This is a genomic window from Pantoea stewartii subsp. stewartii, from assembly GCF_008801695.1.
Lineage (GTDB): Bacteria > Pseudomonadota > Gammaproteobacteria > Enterobacterales > Enterobacteriaceae > Pantoea > Pantoea stewartii.
Map to the genome: position 1 here is coordinate 1 of NZ_VZPF01000181.1, position 1,820 is coordinate 1,820.

Genomic DNA, 1,820 nt, shown 5'->3' on the forward strand with positions numbered 1-1,820 from the left:
AGAGCATCCTGAAAAAAATTCTGACATACTTTACGGGCAGGCATAGCGGTGATCCCATTGAATTTGTGGAAGAATCAGTAGATCACATCTTGCTATGTCTGTCTCATTTTTGTGGGGATTCGTCAGGGCGAAAGCCCCCATTATTTTAATGGTGAGTATATGAAATCATTTTTTGTTCGCTACCAGCCTGTTTTTGAAATCGTTTGTCGAATCCTTGGGAACGGCTGGCGTGTAAATCTGCTCGATGATTGCCAGTACAGGATAAAGCTAACCTCGCCTCAGTATAAAAATTTCTCTATACATATTCGAATGGAGAAAGGAAGGTTAGTTATCATCGGAAGCGTAGAAAGTCGAAGCTGGCGAGGCCCTTACCATACTTGCACTGTATCGCCAGAACGTAACCCTGTAGAAATCGCCGCCGATATTGAAAAGAAAATCCTGACGGATGCTTTAGAGAATGTAGATATTGCGCGAGAATATGAACAACAGTTACAGCGAAAACGCGATCAAATTCAGATTCTGAAAGGGATGCTATCTCGTTTAATGCATCTTGATAGCTGGCATGGGACATTGACCGGTTTTAAAGTTGAGAATGGGTTAGATGGTAACGTATCAGAACGGGGCGACGGATATGAAATGATAATTCGTGGCCTGAGTGTGGATCAGCTCATAAAGGTAGCGGGGTTTATTAAACAGTTATGAGGCAAAAAAATGAATCAAGTCCTTAGCGACAGAAAAAACAAAGGTAATGTAACATACAGGATTGTTGTGTCTGAAGATGCAACACGTTTGTTTATTGAACTTGAAAAACTGATGAAGGTACGCTCAAAAGAAGTCGATAAAAAAACAACTAAAAAGGTTCTTTTTAAGAAATATTTTTATTCTGAAGAATTCAGTAACGTTAAAGATGAAATTGAAGACCCAATTTTATTGGAATTCTATACAGAAACTATTTTGAAGGTACAAAATCATGATTTTTAAACCTACACCTGAAGAGGTGAAACAAGCTCGTATCAAGGCTGGCTTTACGCAACAGGAGGCCGCAGAACGGTTTGGTTTTACGTTATCAGCCTGGCAAGCTAAAGAAACATCTGGGAAAACGTCAAGAGGTTTGGCTGCTGGGACTTACGAATTGTTATTATTGCTGGCTGATGAACATCCTGATTATAAACTAATTAAGCGGGAATAAATTATATTGCCATACCATCATTTGATGGTATAATAAGTTTGTTGGTTAGGAATGGTTCCCTACCTTATCCAGTAGCCCAAACGGGCGGGAGATTTATATGACTGTATTAGTTTTTAATAACGGCACTGTTTCAGTTGGTGATGTATTTGCATCATCATGGGGTTATGAGCAAACTAACGTTAACTTCTATCAGGTAGTTTCTACTCACGGTAAGAAAACCGTCACTGTACGAGAAATTCGCGCTGCTACTCACCTTACCGATTCAATGGTTGGATATAAGATCCCTGTCCTTGATGATTTCACTGGTGAATGTCTGAAGCGTCAGGTTAAAGTCTTCTTAAACGAACTCGCAATCAAGATAGAAGATTTTGAAACTGCTTATAAAACAGCACCGGGCAAAAAACACCGCTTCACTTCTTATTATTGAAACTAAAGGGAGGGGGATGCCTCTCCATCTATCGGAGAGAACGGAAGAACAATGGAAAGAGAATTTAGCGCAGTGGTTTCCCTGAAACGCAATGTGAAATTCTGGTTTGAAAGCTGTGGGTGCAATAACGAGCAGGTTATCAGTAATGTGAAAAATTGGTTTGATTTTGCATATTGTCCGGCAGAGCAGGAGCAGGCCAAAAAT

4 protein-coding genes are annotated in these 1,820 nt (G+C 40.0%); all 4 read left to right on the plus strand.

Annotated features, from left to right (window positions below):
- Positions 1-159 precede the first annotated feature (159 nt).
- The 4 genes from F7Q90_RS25435 (at position 160) to F7Q90_RS25450 (ending at position 1,616) form a co-directional block, all read left to right on the plus strand.
- Positions 160-702 (plus strand): hypothetical protein, encoded by a 543-nt coding sequence (locus F7Q90_RS25435; RefSeq protein WP_044243557.1) that lies wholly within the window; start codon positions 160-162, stop codon positions 700-702.
- Positions 703-711: 9 nt separating this feature from the next.
- Positions 712-981, plus strand: a complete 270-nt coding sequence (locus F7Q90_RS25440; RefSeq protein WP_237166147.1) for a hypothetical protein — start codon at positions 712-714, stop codon at positions 979-981.
- The gene (locus F7Q90_RS25445) at positions 971-1,189 is read left to right on the plus strand and encodes a hypothetical protein (protein ID WP_044243560.1); all 219 of its coding nucleotides are present in this window, start codon (positions 971-973) and stop codon (positions 1,187-1,189) included. The genes F7Q90_RS25440 and F7Q90_RS25445 overlap by 11 nt, the downstream gene beginning before the upstream one ends.
- 97 nt (positions 1,190-1,286) lie before the next feature.
- Complete coding sequence (locus tag F7Q90_RS25450; RefSeq protein WP_044243562.1) at positions 1,287-1,616, plus strand: hypothetical protein; 330 nt, start codon at positions 1,287-1,289, stop codon at positions 1,614-1,616.
- The last annotated feature ends 204 nt before the right edge of the window (positions 1,617-1,820 follow it).

Bases quoted from the DNA above. Each gene is read 5' to 3' on its own strand.
- F7Q90_RS25435 (WP_044243557.1), top strand. From the start codon at position 160: ATGAAATCATTTTTTGTTCGCTACCAGCCTGTTTTTGAAATCGTTTGT.
- F7Q90_RS25450 (WP_044243562.1), top strand. From the start codon at position 1,287: ATGACTGTATTAGTTTTTAATAACGGCACTGTTTCAGTTGGTGATGTA.
- F7Q90_RS25440 (WP_237166147.1), top strand. From the start codon at position 712: ATGAATCAAGTCCTTAGCGACAGAAAAAACAAAGGTAATGTAACATAC.
- F7Q90_RS25445 (WP_044243560.1), top strand. From the start codon at position 971: ATGATTTTTAAACCTACACCTGAAGAGGTGAAACAAGCTCGTATCAAG.